Source organism: Bradyrhizobium sp. B097, assembly GCF_038957035.1.
In the GTDB taxonomy this organism is placed as follows: domain Bacteria; phylum Pseudomonadota; class Alphaproteobacteria; order Rhizobiales; family Xanthobacteraceae; genus Bradyrhizobium.
This window is the reverse complement of the sequence record NZ_CP152412.1, coordinates 5112705-5132061: the sequence shown is the minus strand read 5'-3', so window position 1 is coordinate 5132061 and position 19357 is coordinate 5112705. Positions and strand designations below refer to the sequence as shown.

The following is a 19357-nucleotide window of genomic DNA, read 5'->3' as shown; positions in this document are numbered from 1 at the left end:
CGGCTGTACCCGGTCCGCCACATCCGGCCGCATTCGCGTGCGTCGATAGGCTCCCGGCTTTCCCTGCGGCCTCCCGGTCAAGCCGGACGATGACAGGTGCATCAGATTCCCATCGTCGTCCCTGCGAAAGCAGGGACCCATAACCACGATTGGTCATTGTTGTGCGACGCTGGAACGACGAGTCCCGTTCACAACACTGGCCGCGGAGTATGGGTCCCTGCTTTCGCAGGGACGACAGCAGTGGTGGAGCCGGCCCATCACCTCAACACCACCCACGCCGGCGCATGATCGCTGGCGCCTTCCTCGCCACGAACGCCGCGGTCGACGCCGGCTTTCGCGAGCCGCGCCGCCACGTCGGGGCTGAGCAGGAGATGATCGAGCCGGAGGCCTGCATCGCGCGGCCAGCGCTGGCGCTTGTAGTCCCAGAAGGTGAACATCTGACGATCCGGATGCAGCGTGCGGAGCGCATCGCACCAGCCCTGATCGACCAGCGCCTTGAACGCGGCGCGGCTCTTCGGCTGGATCAGCGCATCCTTGTCCCAGGAGCGGGTCGGATAGATGTCGAGAGGCGTCGGCGCGACGTTGTAGTCGCCGGCGAGCACCACAGGGACCTCCTGCTTGAGCAGCTTGGCGGCGTGGGCGCGCAGCCGCTTGAACCAGGCGAGCTTGTAATCGAATTTCGGGCCGGGCTGCGGATTGCCGTTCGGAAGGTAAAGGCTGGTCACGACGATGCCGCGCACCGCGGCCTCGATGTAGCGCGCCTCATGGTCGTCGCGGTCGCCGGGCAGGGCGGTGCGGATCAAGACCGGCTCGGCCTTGCGCGCGAGGATGGCGACGCCGTTCCAAGTCTTCTGTCCCTGCCACACCGCACCGTAACCGGCTTTCTCGAGCGCGGCTGCGGGAAATTCGGCGTCGCTGGCTTTCAACTCCTGCAAGCTGACGACGTCGGGCTTGGCCGATTTCAGCCAGCGCAGCAGGTTTGGGAGCCGGCGGTTGACGTTGTTGATGTTGAAGGTCGCGATCTTCATGCGCAATCGCGAACCTCGATCGCGTCAGGTGGACGGTGCCGTTGGCGCGGCGGCAGGCAATGGTGGCGGCGCAGGCGCTGCTGTTGGCAAAGCAGGAGGCGCTGCTTGCGCCGCGGCCGGCTCGCTCTTCTCGGCGACGGCGTCGCTCTTCTCGGCGGCTGCATCGCTGCTCGCCGCGACGGCCTCGCCGCCCTTGTAGATGCGTACGAAGCGACGGCCGAGGCTGGTCAGCACCTCATAGCCGATGGTGCCGAAATGGTGCGCGACCTCGTCGACCGTGATGCCTTCGCCGATCAGCGTCACCATGTGGCCGCGCCGCACGGCATTCTTGTCGAGATCGGTGACGTCGACCGCGATCAGATCCATCGAGACGCGGCCGGCGATCGGGCAGCGCTTGCCGGCGACCACGACCTCGGCGCCGCGGGTGCCGTCATTGGCGCTGGCGGCGCGGAAATAGCCGTCCGCATAGCCCGCGGAGACGATCGCAAGCCGGGTCGGCCGGCGCGCGGTCCAGGTGCCGCCATAGCCGACGGTCTCGCCGCGATCGATGTTGCGGATCTGCACGATGCGCGCCTTGAGGTCGACCACCTGCTGCATCGGGTTGTCGGCCTCCGGCGTCGGGTTGACGCCGTAGAGCGCGCAGCCCGGCCGCACCATCTCGAACTGGAATTGGGCGCCGAGGAACACGCCGGACGAGTTGGCGAGCGAGGCCGGCACGCCGGTGAACAGGCTCGCGATCTCGCGGAAGCTCGCAAGCTGCTTTGCGTTGGCGGGATTGTTGAGCAGTTCGGCGGAGACGAGGTGGCTCATCACCAGCGTGATGCCGTGATCGCCGGCGTTGATCCGCGGAATGATGCCTTGGGCTTCGCTGACCGTCAGCCCGAGCCGGTTCATGCCGGTGTCGATATGGATGGCGGCGCCGCCGGACCAGCCAGAGCGACGGCAGAACACGTCCCATTCGGCGAGCTCGTTGAGATCGCCGATCACGGGCTTGCAGTCGATCTTGGCGTAGGCGTCGCCGGTCTGCTGGAAGAAGCCGCCGAGCGCATACACGGTCGCCTGCGGAACGGCCGCGCGCACCACGGCGGCCTCCTCGACGGTGGCGACGAAGAAGGTCTTGCAGCCGGCCTTGGCCAGCGCCCGCGACACCTGCTCGGCGCCGCAACCATAGGCGTTGGCCTTGACCACGGCAGCGCATTCCGCCGGGACCGCGGTCTTCTCGAGCTTGCGCCAGTTGGCGATGATGGCGTCGAGGTCGACGGTCAGGATGCCGGTGGCGGTCGGATGGGCCGCCAGCAAACTGGCTTCGGGCGTCAGCTGCGATTTCGCGTCGGTCACGATGTTCATGGCTTATTTGTACGCGCGGGGCATGCGGCCTTCAACTGTACCCGACCATTAGTAGGAGGGGGGGCGATCCGGGACCAGTCCGTCCGATGCGAGGTCGCCGAACCGGGTGACGCTGGCTTCGAAGTGCAGCTCGACGGTGCCGGTCGGACCGTGGCGCTGCTTGCCGATGATGACTTCGGCCTTGCCGAGCGCGCGCTCCATTTCGGCTTGCCAGGTGGCGTGCTCCGGGGTGCCGGGCCGCGGTTCCTTGTTCGCGAGATAGTATTCCTCGCGGTACACGAACATCACGACGTCGGCGTCCTGCTCGATCGAACCGGATTCACGCAGGTCCGAAAGCTGGGGCCGCTTGTCGTCGCGGTTTTCGACCTGACGCGAGAGCTGCGACAGCGCGATCACGGGGACGTTGAGCTCCTTCGCCAGCGCCTTCAAATTGGTGGTGATCTCGGTGATTTCCTGCACGCGGTTGTCGTTGCCGCGCTTGCCCGAGCCCTGCAACAGCTGGATGTAGTCGATCACGATCAGATCGAGACCCTTCTGCCGCTTGAGGCGGCGGGCGCGCGCGGTGAGCTGCGAGATCGACAGACCACCGGTTTCGTCGACGTAGAACGGCAGCGACTGCAACTCGATCGAGCAGTCGCGAATCTTCTCGAAATCGAGCTCGGAGATACCGCCGCGCCGGATATGGCTGGAGGGAATGCCGGTGCGTTCGGCGAGAATACGGGTGGCGAGCTGTTCGCCGCTCATTTCGCAGGAGAAGAAGCCGACCGCGCCGCCGTTCACCGCCTTGGTGGTGCCGTCCGCCTGCACCTCGGGGACATAGGCCCTGGCAATGTTGTAGGCGATGTTGGTGGCGAGCGAGGTTTTGCCCATGCCGGGACGGCCGGCGAGCACGATCAGGTCGCTTGGCTGCAATCCGCCCATCTTGGTGTCGAGGTCGCGCAGCCCCGTCGAAATGCCGGACAGTTTGCCGTCGCGCTGGAACGCCTTGGCCGCCATGTCGACGGCGACCGTGAGCGCATCGGCAAAGCGCTGGAAGCCGCCATCGTAGCGGCCGGTTTCGGCGAGGCTGTAGAGCTGCCGTTCGGCGTCCTCGATCTGCGCGCGCGGGGCAAAATCGACCGGAGCGTCGTAGGCGACGTTGACGATCTCCTCGCCGATCTGGATCAGGTTGCGGCGCAGGCTGAGATCATAGACGGTACGCCCGTAGTCCTGTGCGTTGATGATGGTGGTCGCTTCGGCGGCGAGTCGGGCGAGGTATTGATTGACCGTCATGCCGCCGAGGTCCAGCTCGGCAGGCAGGAACGTCTTCAAGGTCACGGGATTTGCGACCTTGCCCATCCGGATCAGACTGCCGGCCGTTTCATAGATCTGCTGGTGGATGGCTTCGAAGAAGTGCTTCGCCTCCAGGAAATCGGAGACCCGGTAGAAGGCGTCGTTGTTGACCAGTATCGCGCCCAGCAGCCCCTGTTCCGCTTCGATGTTGTGCGGCGCGCTCCGATAGGTCGGGGACGCGGCGTCGGGCGCGAGCTTGTGAACGTTCGAATCAATCAAGGCCATGGACGAGCTTATTCTTCTGATTTCGTCGTTACTGAGATTTTCGGCTGTGGGGCCGCGATCAAGCGCCAGCCCGGCACGAAGCGAAAGGACGGATGTTTCTTATGCACGATTCACACAACGCCATGTGTGAATCCGCCACGGCCGGATGCATTCCGCTTGACGGGGTTCTGCTCGAAAGGAGGGGGAGTGCGACCGATCTAAGATGTGGTCGGCAAAAATTCGGGGCGGCCTGAACCTTTTACCGGGCTGCCGCGCCCAACCAGCTGCGAGGTCGGCGCTGGCCTCGGTTCCTCAGACCAGGATGAGGAAAGCCAGCGCGATCAAGGCGGCCGCCACGCCGGTGGCAATCAAGGCGTAGTCGGTCACGAGGTCGCGTTGCGGGTCCAACATCGTCTGGTGCGGTTCTCGGGTCATTCCGGAGCACTACGACAGCCCGGAACGGACCTCTGTGAAGCAGATCACATCTGTCGCAATTTCTTTGCGGCAGGCTCGCGGGAACGACCCGGCGGATTCCGGGTTGTCTTCGCTCAGGGAAGATACGGTGACGATGGCTCGAGGGTTTCAGACAGTGCGACCAAGGCTTGGCCGGGCAGGCGGCATCGACCGCCGCTGGCTGGCGTCGCTTGTCGAGGCCATGGAGCAGGCGGCGCGTCCGGAGGTCCGGAACGTTCCCTGCGACGTCAGCCTGATTTCAGCCGCGGCGGCCCACTTGGCGCGGCCGGCGCCGACCTTCGCCCATTGCGGCTCGGTCTACAGCCTGCGCAACTAGCAATACCGGTTCTTTCAGGCCTATTCGCCGGCGAGTTGCAGCCGGGGTTTTGCGGCGCCGGCTTCCTTGAGCCGGAGGCGGCCTTCCTCGCGGCCGATGTAATCGCGGGTCATCGGCACGATGCCCTGGCGCTTGGTCAGCTGCAGCTGGAAGTTCATCATGTTCTGCACCCGGAACGACATCTCCGAGGCCGCCAGATAGAATTCCCACATCCGGGCAAAGGTCTCGTCGTAGAGCCGCACGGCCTCCTCGCGCCGCGCCATGAAGCGGTCGCGCCACGCCTTCAGGGTCTCTGCATAGTGCAGGCGCAGGATCTCCATGTCGCAGATCAGCAATCCGGCCTTCTCGATCGCCGGCATGACCTCGGAGAGCGCCGGAATGTAGCCGCCGGGGAAGATGTATTTCCGGATCCAGGGGCTGGTGACATCAGGACCGGTCGAGCGGCCGATCGAGTGCAGCAGCATGACACCGTCATCGCTCAGGAGCTCGGCGCAGCGCTTGAAGAAGGTTTCGTAAAAGGCGACCCCGACATGCTCGAACATGCCGACCGAGACGATGCGGTCGAACGGGCCGGGGATGTCGCGGTAGTCCTGCAGCAGGAAGCGCGCCGAATGCGCCAGGTTCTTCTCCGCCGCCCGGGCGTTGGCGATCTGCAGCTGCTCGGTCGACAGCGTGACGCCGGTGACGTCGGCGCCGCTCATCTCGGCGAGATAAAGCCCCAGTCCGCCCCAGCCGGAACCGATGTCGAGGACACGATGGCCGGGCTGGATCAGGAGTTTTGCGGCGAGGTGGCGCTTCTTGGCGAGCTGGGCGTCGTCCAGCGCCGCGTCCGGCGCCTCGAAATAGGCGCAGCTGTATTGCTTGTCCGCGTCGAGGAAGAGGGAATAGAGGCGGCCGTCGAGGTCGTAATGGCGGGCGACATTGCTCCGGGACCGGCCGCGCACATTGAGCTGCTGGGCGCGACGCCCGAGGAAGCGAACCCAGGCCTGCATCCTGGCAAAGTTCGGCAACATGGCCGCCTGGCCCATCAGGACAGCCAGCACATCGGCGATGCTGCCTTGCTCCACCACGAAGGTGCCGTCCATGAAGGCTTCGCCGAGGTAAAGCTCGGGATCGACCAGAACGCGCAGTTCGGCGGCCCTGGTCATGAACCGTGCGGCGACGGGAATGCCCGTGCCGTCACCACAGGTGAATTGAGCGCCGCTCGCGGTCGTGAACGTGATCGAACCGCGGCGGATGAAGCGCCCCAAGAAAAATCGCAACAATCGGTCCATCGAAGCACCAACGGAACGGCAAGCTGCACACTGACACCACCGGAGCTGATCACTCTAATGTGTCCCCAACCCAAACATAGGCAGGGAATTGGATCGCGCTATTGCGTTGTGGTCAAAGCCGATATTCCAAAATGTGACAATTGCGTGGATGCGGCACGCGCGCGCTTCCATTCGCGCGATAATCGGATAAAAGGTGACCGCCGCGGCCGATCCATGAGGCGCAGGCGGCGATTTTTCCGGAATCTGGAGACTTAAGGAATGTTGAGCCGAGCCCTCAGTCTGGCGACGGTGACGCTTCTGATTGGCTGTCTGTCAGCCGTATCAGCGCAAGCGCAAAACCTCGAGGCCGGCAAAAGCCCCTCCCAGATCTTCGCCAACACCTGCACGGCCTGCCACAAGAGCCCGCGGGGTCTCCTGAAGACCGTGCCGGCCGGCTCGCTGCCGGGCTTCCTGCGCCAGCACTACACGACGTCGAGCGACATGGCCGGCGTGCTGGCATCCTATCTGATCTCGAACGGCGCCAATGACCCGCGCTACCAGGCCAAGGATCAGCCCAAGGGGGCCAAGGGCCGGGACGGCCGCCAGGAGGCAAACCAGTCTCCGGAGCAGCCGGCCGAGCGCCCGTCGCGCCGGCAGCATCAGGGTGCGGCGCCGCAGGAAGGGGCCAAGGAAGGCGTCAAGGAAGCCGCAAAGCCCGACGCCGACGGTTTGAATCCCGAAGCACGTCCCGCCCACCGCGGCCGGCGCATGGCGCGTCCGAGCGAGACGCCTGATGGTGCCAAGCCGGACGACGGTCAGACCCCGCAAGCCGCGGGTGAGGGCAGGCCGTCGCGCCAGAAGCACGGCCGTCGCGGCAAGCCGGTCGAGGAGCCGAAGTCCGACGAGGCGCCCAAGGGCGAGGCGGCGGGCGACGAGCTCAAATCCCAGACCACCGTCAAGCGCGAAGACAAGGGTGAGGCCGAGAAGCCGGCGAAGCCTGCCAACCAGTCCGACACGGCCAAGGTCGATGCGCCCAAGGGCAGCGCCGGCGGCGAGCCGGCTGCCGTGCGATCGGACCCGGTTCCGCAGGTCACACCCGCGGCTCCCGCCGCTTCCCCTGCGCCCGAGCCGGCCGCTGCCGCATCGCCAGCACCGGCGCCCGCTGCGCCGCCGGTAACCGCGGCCGCACCGCCTCCGCCGCCCCCGACGACGCCGGGCTCCGGTCCGCCGGAAGCGCCGACCTCGAAGTAATCGCCAACGCCGGGCCGTGAGGTCCGGCGTTATCATTTGACTGCCACTGGAGTAAAGCTCTAGAGTATTGATCTAGTCAGGAAGGGAGCAGGGGTGAGCACGGCACGCGACGATCTCTTGGCGGCGGGACTGGCGGTGTTCGACCGCGACGGGTTCGAGGGCGCGACGGTGGCCGAGATCCGCTCCCGCGCCCGCGCGTCCAACGGCAGCTTCTTCCATTTCTTCACCTCGAAGAAGCAGCTCGCCGGAACCCTGTTCCTGGAAATCCTGCAGACCTATCACGCCGCAATCATCACCGCTGTCAACGACACGCACGGCGCCGGCGAGGGCGTTGCGCGGCTGATCCACGCCCATCTCGATTGGGTCGTGAGCAACCGGCGCGAGGCGCGCTTCCTGTTCGAGATTTCGCGCAGCGAGTGGAGCGAGGAGGTGCGCGGCGCGCAGCGCACCGAGAACTCGCGGCTCACCGATGGCATCGAGCGTTGGCGCGCGCCGCTGCTCGCGCGCGGCGAGTTGCTGCCGATGAGCGCGACACTGTTCTTCAGCCAGATCATCGGGCCGGCGCAGATCTTTTGCCGCGCCTATCTGTCGGGCCGCCATCAGAGCGACCCGCGCGAACAGGTCGAGACGCTGATCGCCTGCGCGATCCGCGCGGTGGTGGCGCCGGGTGCGCCGGAGCGAGCAGGAGGGACGTCATGAGCAAAATCGATCCGGACTTTGCGCCGATCGCGACGCGGATTCGCGACAATGTCGGCCGTCAGGGCTTCATGGGTCTTGTCGGTGCTGAGGTTGCCGAGCTGTCGCGCGGCGCGTGCACGCTCGCCGTCGACCGGCGGCCTGAGCTGTTGCAGCAGCACGGCCTGTTTCACGGTGGGGTGACGGCGTTCCTCGTCGACAATGCCACCACGATTGCGGCGGCGACGTCGCATGGCCAGCCGGCGCTGACGGCCGAGTACAAGCTGAACCTGCTGTCGCCGGCATCGGGCGATCGCCTGATCTGCCGGGCGCGCGTGATCAAGCCGGGGCGTCAGGTCGCCGTCGTTGCGGCCGACGTGTTCTGCATCATCGACGGCAAGGAGAAGCACACCGCGACGGCACTCGCGTCGATCGCGATGCTCGACGATCAGGCGGCGGCACGAATCCAAAGCCCGGCCTGATGGGGCCGGGCTTCAGTCGGTGGAGGGACGAAGAGACGCTTACTTCTCTTCGGCAGCCGGAGCCGGCGCGGCCTCGTCATCGTGCTGCGCTTCCGGATCGAAGAATTCGCCGGCGGCGGCGAGCGCTTCGGCGGCAGCGTCCTGGTCTTCCTGACGGGTCGAGATGTCCTCGCCGCGCTTGATCCGGTCGGCCTCTTCGGCGGAACGGGCGACCGTCACGGTGACGCTGGTCTCGACCTCGGGGTGAACGGCGATGGTCACCTTCTGCGCGCCAATCACCTTGATCGGCGAGTCGAGCCAGACCTGCGGACGGGCAACCGTGATGCCGTCGGCGGCCAGCGCAACGACGATGTCGCGCACCGTGACCGAGCCGAACAGCTGGCCGGACTCGGAGGCCTGGCGGATGATGATGATGTCGCGGCCGTCGATCTTCTCGGCGACCACGGCGGCTTCGCCCTTGGCCTTGATGTTGTTGGCCTCGAGCTCGGCCTTCATGCCGTCATACTTGGCGCGGTTCGCTTCGGTGGCGCGCAGCGCCTTGCCGCGCTTCAGCAAGAAGTTGCGGGCGAACCCGTCCTTGACGCGCACGACTTCGCCCATCTGACCAAGCTTGGCAACGCGTTCCAGCAGAATGACTTCCATTTTCGTTCTCCTTTAGAGGCTAAGTATCGGGTTGAGTGGTTGGATCGAATGTCAGGCCGCAGGCAAAGGCGGCGGTCTGGTTTGCAGATAGCGCTGGCGCAGTCCGAACACGGCGTCCGCAATGCCGAGCGCGAAGATTGCGACGATCGGCCAGCCGAACATGACGACGACGGCGTAGATGCCGCCGAGCCAGAAGCCGCGATTGCCGAGCGACAGCGTCAGGGTGTGCAGCACGGCGAAGCCGACCAGCGCATAGGCGATCACGAGCGCCGTGGTGACGATCTGCGCCAGCAGCGCAAGCATGCCGCCGACGAAGCTGGCGGCGATCGCCACCAGCAACGCGACCAGCGCCATGGCGGGGAGCGCGGTGCTGCGGAGCTCCGGCCACGGCCGGTTCAGCCGCCCCGAGGTTTGTGCGATCTTGCCGGCGAGCCACAGGTTGAGCGTCAGCGTGACCATCGCGATGACCGTTGCCGCGAGCGGTGCGAAGATCACCAAGGCGTCGACGAACCGTTCGATGTCACTGCCGGGTTGCGTTTCGCCGGCGCTGAGCATCTTGAGCAGGCCGCGCCGCAACGTGCCGGTGATCGTGTCGGTATCCGTGCCGAGCGTGAGCAGTGCTGCGGTCGTGGTGACGATGGCGAAGGCTGCGACCCAGAGCAGGATGCGGCCGACGGGATACCATTCGAGCGCAGGCGGCTGCTGGGCGGCGCTATCGCCGGCTGTGCCTGCGACCGGCCTTCCAAGCAGAGCGAGGTGGCCGAGCCACCAGCCGGGCAGGGCGACCATCATGGCAAACGCGATGCAATAGGGGAGTCCGAAGAGTGCGCCGAGCACGAACGCTGCAGCGATACCGCCGATGGCGGCGGCAAGCGGGCCCCAGCCGAGCGCCGTCACCATCAGAGGCAGCGGCGCGAGATAGAACAGCAATATCGAGATTGCCGCGCCCGAAACGATCGAGGCGAACATCAGCGCCGACGCGGCGCCGGCGGCAAGTGCAACGATGAGGATCGCGATCATCAGCTGTCCCGCTCCTTTCGAGCGGTTAGAGGCACTCAGTCGAGAACCCCAACCATCGGCGACCGGACGACCCGGAAGCCTTATGAGAATGAGCGGCCGGCGGCACGTGCCGCCGGCCGGAAACGGTTAGCGAATAACGTAGGGCAGCAGGCCGAGGAAGCGCGCGCGCTTGATGGCGCGGGCGAGCTCACGCTGCTTCTTGGCGGAGACGGCCGTGATGCGGCTCGGCACGATCTTGCCGCGCTCGGAGACGTAACGCATCAGCAGCTTGGAATCCTTGTAGTCGATCTTCGGCGCATTCGCGCCCGTGAACGGGCAGGACTTGCGACGACGGAAAAACGGACGGCGGGCACCAGCATCAGCCATGATTCATTACTCCTCGGTCGCAGCTTCTTCTTCGCGCGGACGGCGTGGGCCACGATCGCCGCGGAAGCCGCCGCCATCGCGATCGCCACGGAAGCCGCCTTCGCGGTCGCCGCGGAAGCCACCGCCACGGTCATCGCGCTCACGGTCACGGTCGGCCTTGCGCATCATCGCGGACGGGCCTTCCTCGTGCTCTTCGACGCGCACGGTGAGATAGCGGATGACGTCTTCGCTGATCCGCTCCTGGCGCTCGATCTCGGTGACGACAGCCGACGGTGCGTCGATGTTCATCAGCACGAAATGCGCCTTGCGATTCTTGTTCATGCGGTAGGTGAGGGAGCGCACGCCCCAGCTCTCGGTCTTGGTGACCTTGCCGCCGCCCTGTTCGACGATACCCGTCATCTGGGCCGTCAGTTCATCCACCTGCTGGGTGCTCGCATCCTGACGCGCGAGAAAAACATGCTCATAAAGAGGCATGGTTGTCCTTTCCTGTGTTGGCGCGGGTTCCGGCGACAAGCCCTTCGAGACCTTCGGAAAGGACTCGAGCTGCTCAGAAGGCGGGAGCACGGGACGACGGGCCGACTGGCCCTGCCACATCAAAATCAACGGGTGAATTTGCTGAGACCGTCCGTTCAGCTCCCGGCCGGAGCCCACGAATGGGGCGCTTTATACGGATTTTGGCCGCGAAGGCAAGGGTCCGCAGAGGGGTCTTGGCCCCCGGATTTGCGACGGGTCGTAGCCCTCCAGGCCGTTCGGCGCAACTTCGCGCTGTTCCGGGTTGATTTCTTTGTTTGTACGTCATACAAATATCTCAGGGAGGACGATCGATGGGTTCGGAGACCGCCAGCGGCATGTCTGCGCCCGATCCGAAGCACGTGGTCCGCGCGACACGGTCGGCGGGGCGCAAGATGCGTTCGCTGTTGCTCGATGCCGCCAGCCGCCTGTTCAAGGAGCGCGGGCTCTCGGGCACGTCGATCTCCGACATCGCCGCCGCGGCGGACGCCTTTCCGAGCCAGATCACCTATTACTTCCGTACCAAGGAGGCGCTGTTCGTCGAAGCCGCCAGCCGCGACATGCTTTACCTCGCGCGCGCGACCGAGCAGGCCGCCCTGAACGCCCATACGCCACGCGATTACACCCACGCCTTGGCCGAGACCGTGACCGCGACCGATACGGTCGCCTTCTTCGCCGAGGCCTTGACGCTGACGCGGCGCCGGCAGGACCTCGCGCCTTTGGTCGAGCGCACCATCGAGCGTCTGCACAGCGAAGGCGCGCGCGCCTATGCGGACCAGGTCGAGCGGCACGGCTGGCGCTCGCTGCGCGCGCCCGAAGAGAGCTCGAGGCGGTTCTGGGCGATTGCGATCGGCGTGATCGTCGAAGGTTTTGCGATGGGCCGCGGCGCCGAGGAGATGTGCCGCGAATTGCTGCGCGCGCTCGGCGAGCAGGCGACATCGACGTCGGCCAATGATGGATCGCGGCTGCGCCTGGTCGGCGATCGCGACACTTCACCCTCAACGGACGGGGAGACCAGCTCATGACCGCGCTACGCATGCGTGCCCGCGATTTCCTCACCGAGGATGAACTGGTCGCCGTCCGGCAACGCACGACCTGGAAGGGCGCAGCCCTGATCGTGCACGCCTGGGCGCTGATCCTTGGCGCGATCGCGCTGGTTGCGTGGTGGCCCAATCCGCTGACCTATCTGCTGGCGGTTGCGATCATCGGCTCGCGCCAGCTCGGGCTCGCCATCCTGATGCATGACGGTGCGCATGGCTGTCTCTCGGCCAACGAGAAGACCAATCTCACGCTGAGCCAGTGGTTCTGCGCCTATCCGATCTTCGCGGAAACCCGCGGCTATCGCCGCTATCATCTGCAGCATCATGCCCGGACGCAGCAGGAGGATGATCCGGATCTGGTGCTGTCGGCGCCGTTTCCGATCACGAAGATGAGCTACCGCCGGAAATTCCTCCGCGATATCACCGGGCAGACCGGCTACCAGCAGCGCAAGGCGCAACTGCTCAATGCGATCGGGCCGAAAGAGTGGCCGCTATCGCAGCGCGCCGCCAATTTCTGGCAGAAGCTCGGGCCGCAATGCGTCGCCAACGCGTTGCTGTTCGCGGGACTCGCCGCCGCGGGCGTGTGGTGGGCCTATCCGCTGTTGTGGCTGGTGCCGCTGCTGACCTGGATGATGGTGATCACGCGGATCCGCAACATCGCCGAACATGCCGTCGTGCCCGACAGCGCCGATCCCTTGCGCAACACCCGCACCACGCGGGCCAATGTCCTCGAGCGGCTGTTCATCGCGCCGTACTACGTGAACTATCACCTCGAGCATCATCTGCTGTTCTACGTGCCCTGCTACAACCTGCCGCGCGTCCACCGCATCCTGAGCGCAAGCCGCTATGCCGACCGGATGGAAGTCCAGCCGGGCTATGCCGCCGTGCTGCAGCTGGCGACCGCCAAGCCCAACCGGGAAGACCGCCCGGGCCAATTGGTCAACAGCGCGCGCCGGGCGAGGGCGGGCGCCGAGGTTAACGCCGACCAGAATGCCGGTGGATTCTAGGCCGAGCCGGCCCCGGCATCCCCAGGGTTCCGCGCGCGCGGCTTGACATCGCGCCCCCCATCAGTGTCTTACGGCCCGGTCCGAGGCCGGTTGCAAGATTTGGTTGCAAGGCAGGGTCCGGACCCGCTGTGGCGCGTTTCGCGCGACGGGATACCGTTTTCCCCTGCGGCAGGCGCGGCGCTTGCGCGGGGATCACGCTCAACAAGGTAGGGAGCGCCGATGACGGCAGCATTCACGTTTCCCGGGCAGGGCTCGCAGGCGGTTGGCATGGGCAAGGCCCTGGCCGACGCCTTTCCGGTCGCGAAGGCCGTGTTCGACGAGGTCGATTCCGCGCTGGGCGAGAAGCTGACCGCGATCATCTGGGATGGTCCGGGCGAGACATTGCAGCTGACGGAAAATGCCCAGCCGGCGCTGATGGCGGTCTCGATCGCCACGTTGCGCGTGCTCGAGAGCGAGGCCGGCTTCTCGGTCGGCCGCAACGCGGCCTTCGTTGCCGGGCACTCGCTCGGCGAGTATTCGGCGCTTGCCGCCGCCGGCAGCCTGACGGTGAGCGACACCGCGCGGCTGCTGCGCACCCGCGGGCTTGCGATGCAGAAGGCGGTGCCGGTCGGCGCCGGTGCGATGGCCGCGCTGCTCGGCCTCGATTACGAGGCGGCGGTCGCGGTCGCCAATGAGGCCGCGCAGGGCCAGGTCTGCCAGGCCGCCAACGACAACGGCGGCGGCCAGGTGGTGGTCTCCGGCGACAAGGCAGCCGTCGATCGCGCGGTGGAGATTGCGAAAACCAAAGGGGCAAAACGCGCCATGCTGCTGCCGGTGTCGGCGCCGTTCCACTGCAAGCTGATGCAGCCGGCGGCCGATGCGATGGCAGAGGCGCTGGCCGGCGTCACCATCAAGGCGCCCGCGGCGCCGCTGGTCTCCAACGTGCTGGCTTCGGCGATATCAGATCCCGACGAGATCCGCCGCCGCCTGGTCGAGCAGGTCACGGGAACGGTTCGCTGGCGCGAGTCGGTTGCCTATATGGCAGGCCAGGGCGTGACGCGGTTCTTCGAGATCGGCGCCGGCAAGGTGCTGAGCGGCCTCGTCAAGCGCATCGCCGATGGCGCGGTCGGCGTGTCCGTCGGCGGCCCGAACGATATCGCTGCAGCCAAGGACGCGCTGGCAGCTTCGGCCTAATGCAGCCGGAAGGAGAATTCGATGTTTGATCTGACTGGCAAGACGGCGCTCGTGACGGGTGCAACCGGCGGCATCGGCGGCGCGATCGCGCAGGCGCTGCATGCGCAGGGCGCGACGGTGGCGATTTCGGGGACGCGGCGCGAGGTGCTGGACGGCTTCGCGGCCAAGCTCGGCGAGCGCGTTCATGTGCTGCCGTGCAATCTCTCCAGCAAGGATGACGTCGAGGCGCTGGTGCCGGCGGCGGAAGCTGCGATGGGGCAGGTCGACATCCTGATCGCGAATGCCGGCATCACCCGCGACAACCTGTTCGTGCAGTTGCGTGACGAGGATTGGGACGACGTGATTGCGGTCAACCTGACCGCGACATTCCGCCTGGCGCGCGCGGCGACCAAACTGATGATGCGCAAGCGCTTCGGCCGCATCATCGCGATCACCTCGATCGTCGGCGTCACCGGCAATCCGGGGCAGGGCAACTACACCGCGTCGAAGGCCGGCATCATCGGCCTGATCAAGACGCTGGGCGCCGAATACGCCAAGCGCGGCGTGACCGCGAACTGCATCGCGCCGGGCTTCATCAAGACGCCGATGACGGATGCGCTCAACGACAAGCAGCGCGAAACCATCCTGGCGAAGGTTCCTGCGGCGCGGCTCGGAACGCCCGAGGATATCGCTGCGGCAGCGGTCTATCTGGCCTCGAACGAGGCCGCCTACGTCACCGGACAGACGATTCACGTCAACGGCGGCATGGCTATGATTTGAGCTGGTTGCTGGCTCTCGCAATGCGGCGAAAAGCCGTTTTCGGGAGCCGGTTCAGGCGTGTAGTCAAGGCTTGGGAAGTATGATAGCTGAACCCCCCATGGATGGGCAAAGAACGCCATTGCAGGATTTTGAAACCCTGTATATTGGCGTGGCGACGCCTGCCGTTCGCCGGGGCTTTAGTCGGCTACGACCGGGCCGAATCAAGACTATGCGCGACTGAGTAATCGAGACGACCACGATGGCTCGTATCGTCTTGGGGTCGGGTCCAATGGAACAACGAGGTTGAACGATGAGTGAGATTGGCGAGCGGGTTAAGAAGATTGTGGTCGAGCACCTTGGTGTCGAACCCGAGAAGGTGGTCGATAGCGCGAGCTTCATCGATGACCTCGGCGCCGACAGCCTCGACACCGTCGAGCTCGTGATGGCTTTCGAAGAAGAATTCGGTTGCGAGATTCCCGACGACGCGGCGGAAACGATTCTGACCGTGGGCGACGCGACCAAGTTTCTTGAGAAGAACGCGAAGAGCTGACGCCGATCGCGAAGTTGACGGGGCCGGACGGACCGTGTTCGAGCGGTCCCCCGGCTTCTTATTATTAGCCGCGCATTGCCGGCCGGAGACGTGGAAATGAGACGAGTTGTCGTCACGGGGCTGGGCATGCTTACACCGCTCGGCTGCGGTGTTGACGCAACTTGGACGCGCATCCTCGCCGGAGACAGCGGCGGCAAGAAGATCGACACCTTCGAAGTGTCCGACCTGCCGAGCCAGGTCGCCTGCTACATTCCGCGCGGCGACGGCTCCAACGGCACCTTCAATCCCGATCAGTGGATGGAGCCGAAGGACCAGCGCAAGGTCGACGACTTCATCCTCTACGCGATGTGCGCGGCCAGGCAGGCGCTCGACGACGCCAACTGGCATCCGAAGTCCGACGAGGACCAGTTCGCCACCGGCACGATGATCGGCTCCGGCATCGGCGGCCTCACCGGCATTGCCGAGACTGCGGTGCTGCTCAAGGAACGTGGACCGCGCAGGGTCTCTCCCTTCTTCATTCCGGGCCGCCTGATCAATCTGGCGTCCGGCTACGTCTCGATCGAGCACGGCCTGAAGGGCCCCAATCATTCGGTCGTCACGGCGTGCTCGACCGGCGCGCACGCCGTCGGCGATGCAGCGCGGCTGATCGCGCTCGGCGACGCCGACGTGATGCTCGCAGGTGGCGCCGAATCGCCGATCTCCCGCATCGGCATCGCAGGCTTCTGCGCGGCGCGTGCGCTGTCCACCGGCTTCAACGACACGCCGGAAAAGGCATCGCGGCCCTACGACAAGGATCGCGACGGCTTCGTGATGGGCGAGGGTGCCGGCGTCCTCGTGCTCGAGGAATACGAGCACGCCAAACAGCGTGGTGCGAAGATCTATGCCGAGGTCACCGGCTACGGCCTGTCGGGCGATGCCTTCCACATCACTTCGCCGCCGCCGGACGGCAATGGCGGCTTCCGCAGCATGAGCATGGCGCTGAAGCGCGCCGGCCTCGTGGCATCCGATCTCGACTACATCAACGCGCACGGCACCTCGACGCAGGTCGGCGACGAGATCGAACTCGGCGCGGTCGAGCGTCTGCTCGGCAATGCGGCTTCGAAGGTTTCGATGTCGTCGACCAAGTCGGCGACCGGACATCTGCTCGGCGCGGCCGGTGCGATCGAGGCGATCTTCGCGGTGCTGGCGATTCGCGATAACGTGGTGCCGCCGACCATCAATCTCGACAATCCGTCGGTGCAAACGGCGATCGATCTTGTGCCGCACACGTCGCGCAAGCGTGACGTGAATGTGGCGCTGTCCAATTCCTTCGGTTTCGGTGGCACAAACGCCTCCGTGATCGTGCAGCGCGTGACCAATTAGTAGGTCGTTAGAGCGTTTTCGAGCGAAGTGGGTACCGGTTCGCGTGAAGAAAACGCGTCAAAATAAGAATCTAAAGTCCCGTTCCGATGCGATCGGATCGGGACTTTAGAACTAGTCCACCGTTTTGCCGTATTCCGCGGTGACTCCTAATAGCGGGCGTATGCTATTGGCAGGGCAGGGGTTTGTCCGGCCACGATTCAACCGGCAGGATATTGGTTTGCATCGATGAGTGAGAGGCCGCCCATTTCACCAAGGAGTCCACGTGCCGCGCTGGAGCCCGAACAGGTTCCGCCGCCGCCCAAGCGCTCGGATCGTGCCCGCAATCCTTTCGTGATCGTCGGCAATGCCATCTTCACCATCCTGATCATCCTGATGATCGGCGCCGGCGCCACCTACTACTACGGCAAGCAGACGCTGGAATCGCCGGGGCCGCTGCAGGAAGACAAGATCGTCAACATCCCCGCGCGCGCCGGCAAGCGTGACATCGCCGATGTGCTGTCGCGCGAGGGCGTGATCAACGTCAATCCGTGGGTCTTCATCGGCAGCGTGTTTGCGCTGAAGGCGAGCTCCGATCTCAAGCCCGGCGAATATTCGTTCCAGAAGAATGCCAGCCTGCGCGACGTCATCGCCACCATCGTCGACGGCAAGGTGGTGCAGCACGCCATCACGATCCCGGAAGGCCTGACCTCGGAGCAGATCGTGACGCGGCTCTCCGACAACGACATCTTCACCGGCTCGGTGCGCGAGATTCCGCGCGAGGGCACGCTGTTGCCGGAGACCTACAAATTCCCGCGCGGCACCACGCGCGACCAGGTGATCCAGCGCTTGCAGCAGGCGCAGAAGCGCGTGCTCGCCGAGATCTGGGAACGCCGCAACATCGATTCGCCGCTGAAATCGCCGGACCAACTGGTGACGCTGGCCTCGATCGTCGAGAAGGAAACCGGCCGCGCCGACGAGCGCAGTCGTGTCGCCGCCGTGTTCGTCAACCGCCTGCGGCAGAGGATGAAGCTGCAATCCGACCCGACGATCATCTACGGATTGGTGGGCGGCAAGGGAACGCTGGGGCGTCCGATCAAGCGCAGCGAGATCACGCAGCCGTCGCCCTACAACACCTATGTGATCGACGGCTTGCCGCCGGGACCGATCGCCAATCCCGGCCGGGCCTCGCTGGAGGCGACCGCCAATCCGGCGCGCACGCGTGACCTGTTCTTCGTTGCCGACGGAACCGGCGGACACGCCTTTACCGAAACCTACGACCAGCACGCCAAGAACGTCGCCAAGCTGCGCGCGTCGGAAAAGCAGATCCAGAACGACACCGTCGAGCCCGCGGATGATCCGGCGCCAGCCGCAGCAGTGCCCGGCGCGGCCGACACCAATCCCACGGCGGCCACGCCGCCGAAGCCCACCAATCAGAAGAAACCGCCGCGCAGCGGTCGCCAGGGCGCAGCCCAGCAGACCACGTCGCCGCCCGTTGTGCAGCGCTAAAGCGCGATGCGATCATCGCGCTTTAGCTTCTTGTTCGAGCATAGTCTTTCGGAAATCCGCTTCACAGTTTTCCGGACCATGCCGTAGCTCTGCATTTGCCGAGGGTGGACGTAATTCCACTTTCACGGAATCCGTTCTAAGGTCGCACCGGCTGCCCGCGAGTCTCGTCGTCTCCGGGTGAGCCCCATATCCTTCTGTTGGAGAGTTTACGCGATGGCGCTATCGAGCATGACTGGCTTTGCCCGAAGCCATGGCGCGAGCGGTCCCTATACGTTCGAGTGGGAGCTGAAGTCGGTCAACGCCAAGGGCTTTGACCTGCGGTTGCGGCTGCCGCCGGGCTGGGACGAACTGGAAGCCCTCGCCAAGAAGCGGGCCGGCGAGTTGCTGTCGCGCGGCACGGTCTACGCCAATCTCAGCGTCAAGCGCACCGATGCGGCGCAGACCATCCGGATCAACGAAGACGTGCTGGCCGCGGTCGTGAAGGTCGCGGGTGAGCTCGCGCAGCGGATCGACGCGGTGGCGCCGAGCATCGACGGACTGCTCGGTATCAAGGGCGTCATCGAGGTGGTCGAGCCTGACAGCGACGAGGACGAGGACAAGGCGGCGCGCGAAGCGGCGGCGAAGGCGTTCGAGCAGGCGCTCGGCAGCCTCGTCGAGATGCGCCGCCGCGAGGGCGATGCGCTGGGCCAGATCCTGATGCAGCGGATGGACGAGATCGAGCGGCTCGCCAAGCGCGCCGAGACGGCTCCCGGCCGCAAGCCCGAGGCGATCAAGACGCGGCTTGCCGAGCAGATCGCGGCATTGCTGGAGACCTCCGATCGCTTCGATGCCGACCGGCTGAACCAGGAGGCGATCCTGATCGCCACCAAGGCCGATATCCGCGAGGAGCTCGACCGCATCGCCTCCCACATCGCCCAGGCGCGCGAGATGATCGGCAAGGGCGGACCGGTCGGGCGCCGGCTCGACTTCCTCGCCCAGGAGTTCAATCGCGAGGTTAACACCTGCTGCTCGAAGTCGAACGACGTCGAGCTGACCAATACCGGGCTTGAAATGAAGAACGTGGTCGAGCAATTCCGCGAACAGGTCCAGAATCTGGAGTGAA

At 65.5% G+C, this 19357-nt stretch carries 21 protein-coding genes; 12 read left to right on the top strand and 9 right to left on the bottom strand.

Annotation, left to right across the window (positions count from 1 at the left end; genetic code table 11):
* Positions 1-257: 257 nt before the first annotated feature.
* From AAFG07_RS24240 to AAFG07_RS24225, 4 genes are all read right to left on the bottom strand, one after another.
* Positions 258-1028: an exodeoxyribonuclease III gene (locus AAFG07_RS24240; protein WP_342722378.1), complete on the bottom strand. Its 771-nt coding sequence runs from the start codon at positions 1026-1028 to the stop codon at positions 258-260.
* A 24-nt stretch (positions 1029-1052) separates the two neighbouring features.
* Positions 1053-2375 (bottom strand): alanine racemase, encoded by a 1323-nt coding sequence (gene alr / locus AAFG07_RS24235; protein WP_342722377.1) that lies wholly within the window; start codon positions 2373-2375, stop codon positions 1053-1055.
* 48 nt (positions 2376-2423) lie between these two features.
* Positions 2424-3932, bottom strand: a complete 1509-nt coding sequence (locus tag AAFG07_RS24230) for a replicative DNA helicase (RefSeq protein ID WP_342711001.1) — start codon at positions 3930-3932, stop codon at positions 2424-2426.
* Positions 3933-4223: 291 nt separating this feature from the next.
* Positions 4224-4346, bottom strand: coding sequence for a hypothetical protein (locus tag AAFG07_RS24225; RefSeq protein ID WP_256437482.1), 123 nt, complete (start codon positions 4344-4346; stop codon positions 4224-4226).
* A 154-nt stretch (positions 4347-4500) separates the two neighbouring features.
* On the opposite strand from AAFG07_RS24225, the gene AAFG07_RS24220 reads away from it, so the two are divergent.
* Positions 4501-4701, top strand: coding sequence for a hypothetical protein (locus AAFG07_RS24220; RefSeq protein WP_342722376.1), 201 nt, complete (start codon positions 4501-4503; stop codon positions 4699-4701).
* A gap of 20 nt (positions 4702-4721) precedes the next feature.
* On the opposite strand, the gene AAFG07_RS24215 is transcribed toward AAFG07_RS24220, so the two are convergent.
* Positions 4722-5975 (bottom strand): cyclopropane-fatty-acyl-phospholipid synthase family protein, encoded by a 1254-nt coding sequence (locus AAFG07_RS24215; protein WP_342722375.1) that lies wholly within the window; start codon positions 5973-5975, stop codon positions 4722-4724.
* Positions 5976-6233: 258 nt separating this feature from the next.
* Here AAFG07_RS24215 and AAFG07_RS24210 point away from each other — a divergent pair, with 258 nt between their 5' ends.
* The 3 genes from AAFG07_RS24210 (at position 6234) to AAFG07_RS24200 (ending at position 8362) form a co-directional block, all read left to right on the top strand.
* Positions 6234-7205, top strand: a complete 972-nt coding sequence (locus tag AAFG07_RS24210; RefSeq protein ID WP_342722374.1) for a hypothetical protein — start codon at positions 6234-6236, stop codon at positions 7203-7205.
* A gap of 93 nt (positions 7206-7298) precedes the next feature.
* Positions 7299-7904 (top strand): TetR/AcrR family transcriptional regulator, encoded by a 606-nt coding sequence (locus AAFG07_RS24205; RefSeq protein WP_342722373.1) that lies wholly within the window; start codon positions 7299-7301, stop codon positions 7902-7904.
* On the top strand, positions 7901-8362 hold the full coding sequence (locus tag AAFG07_RS24200) for a PaaI family thioesterase (protein WP_342722372.1): 462 nt from the start codon (positions 7901-7903) through the stop codon (positions 8360-8362). The genes AAFG07_RS24205 and AAFG07_RS24200 overlap by 4 nt, the downstream gene beginning before the upstream one ends.
* A gap of 39 nt (positions 8363-8401) precedes the next feature.
* On the opposite strand, the gene rplI is transcribed toward AAFG07_RS24200, so the two are convergent.
* The 4 genes from rplI to rpsF form a co-directional block, all read right to left on the bottom strand.
* The gene (gene rplI, locus AAFG07_RS24195) at positions 8402-9004 is read right to left on the bottom strand and encodes a 50S ribosomal protein L9 (RefSeq protein WP_342722371.1); all 603 of its coding nucleotides are present in this window, start codon (positions 9002-9004) and stop codon (positions 8402-8404) included.
* 51 nt (positions 9005-9055) lie between these two features.
* Positions 9056-10024 (bottom strand): hypothetical protein, encoded by a 969-nt coding sequence (locus tag AAFG07_RS24190; RefSeq protein WP_342722370.1) that lies wholly within the window; start codon positions 10022-10024, stop codon positions 9056-9058.
* A 126-nt stretch (positions 10025-10150) separates the two neighbouring features.
* The gene (gene rpsR, locus AAFG07_RS24185) at positions 10151-10390 is read right to left on the bottom strand and encodes a 30S ribosomal protein S18 (RefSeq protein WP_016844287.1); all 240 of its coding nucleotides are present in this window, start codon (positions 10388-10390) and stop codon (positions 10151-10153) included.
* Positions 10391-10396: 6 nt separating this feature from the next.
* Complete coding sequence (gene rpsF, locus AAFG07_RS24180; protein ID WP_092113431.1) at positions 10397-10864, bottom strand: 30S ribosomal protein S6; 468 nt, start codon at positions 10862-10864, stop codon at positions 10397-10399.
* A 350-nt stretch (positions 10865-11214) separates the two neighbouring features.
* Here rpsF and AAFG07_RS24175 point away from each other — a divergent pair, with 350 nt between their 5' ends.
* The 8 genes from AAFG07_RS24175 (at position 11215) to AAFG07_RS24140 (ending at position 19356) form a co-directional block, all read left to right on the top strand.
* Positions 11215-11925 carry a TetR/AcrR family transcriptional regulator C-terminal domain-containing protein gene (locus AAFG07_RS24175; protein WP_342722369.1) on the top strand — a complete coding sequence of 237 codons (711 nt, stop codon included), beginning with the start codon at positions 11215-11217 and terminating at the stop codon, positions 11923-11925.
* Positions 11922-12947, top strand: a complete 1026-nt coding sequence (locus AAFG07_RS24170; RefSeq protein WP_342722368.1) for a fatty acid desaturase family protein — start codon at positions 11922-11924, stop codon at positions 12945-12947. The genes AAFG07_RS24175 and AAFG07_RS24170 overlap by 4 nt, the downstream gene beginning before the upstream one ends.
* 219 nt (positions 12948-13166) lie before the next feature.
* Complete coding sequence (fabD, locus tag AAFG07_RS24165; protein WP_342722367.1) at positions 13167-14120, top strand: ACP S-malonyltransferase; 954 nt, start codon at positions 13167-13169, stop codon at positions 14118-14120.
* 21 nt (positions 14121-14141) lie between these two features.
* On the top strand, positions 14142-14879 hold the full coding sequence (fabG, locus tag AAFG07_RS24160; protein ID WP_024581467.1) for a 3-oxoacyl-[acyl-carrier-protein] reductase: 738 nt from the start codon (positions 14142-14144) through the stop codon (positions 14877-14879).
* Between the two features lie 289 nt (positions 14880-15168).
* On the top strand, positions 15169-15408 hold the full coding sequence (locus tag AAFG07_RS24155) for an acyl carrier protein (RefSeq protein WP_002716125.1): 240 nt from the start codon (positions 15169-15171) through the stop codon (positions 15406-15408).
* A gap of 96 nt (positions 15409-15504) precedes the next feature.
* The gene (fabF, locus tag AAFG07_RS24150) at positions 15505-16770 is read left to right on the top strand and encodes a beta-ketoacyl-ACP synthase II (RefSeq protein WP_342722365.1); all 1266 of its coding nucleotides are present in this window, start codon (positions 15505-15507) and stop codon (positions 16768-16770) included.
* Positions 16771-16995: 225 nt separating this feature from the next.
* Positions 16996-18255 carry an endolytic transglycosylase MltG gene (gene mltG / locus AAFG07_RS24145; RefSeq protein ID WP_342722363.1) on the top strand — a complete coding sequence of 420 codons (1260 nt, stop codon included), beginning with the start codon at positions 16996-16998 and terminating at the stop codon, positions 18253-18255.
* Positions 18256-18468: 213 nt separating this feature from the next.
* Complete coding sequence (locus AAFG07_RS24140; RefSeq protein WP_342722362.1) at positions 18469-19356, top strand: YicC/YloC family endoribonuclease; 888 nt, start codon at positions 18469-18471, stop codon at positions 19354-19356.
* Position 19357 lies beyond the last annotated feature (1 nt).